The sequence below is a fragment of the Domibacillus sp. 8LH genome (assembly GCF_038806185.1).
GTDB classification, from domain to species: Bacteria; Bacillota; Bacilli; order Bacillales; family Domibacillaceae; genus Domibacillus; species Domibacillus indicus_A.
This window is the reverse complement of sequence record NZ_JAVJNG010000182.1, coordinates 1-264: the sequence shown is the minus strand read 5'-3', so window position 1 is coordinate 264 and position 264 is coordinate 1. Positions and strand designations below refer to the sequence as shown.

1 pseudogene is annotated in these 264 nt (G+C 36.4%); it reads left to right on the top strand.

What is annotated here, in order from left to right:
* Positions 1-264 (top strand): annotated as a pseudogene (locus tag RG959_RS24340) (HrcA family transcriptional regulator); the annotation flags it as partial.

Genomic DNA, 264 nt, shown 5'->3' with positions numbered 1-264 from the left:
ATCCTATGATTACCTTAAAGCAGCATTTTTGTCAGATCACCCGGTCAAACTTTATATTGGTGGTAAATCCAATATTTTAAGACAGCCTGAATTTAATGATGTGGATAAAATCCGCTCTTTCTTTACCATGATGGATAAAGAAGAGGAAATAATTAGCCTGCTCAAACATACAGACCATGGTATTAATGTCTCGATCGGCAAAGAAAACGAAGTAGATGCCATTAAAGATTTCAGCTTAATTACCTCCTCCTATCAGTTAGGGGA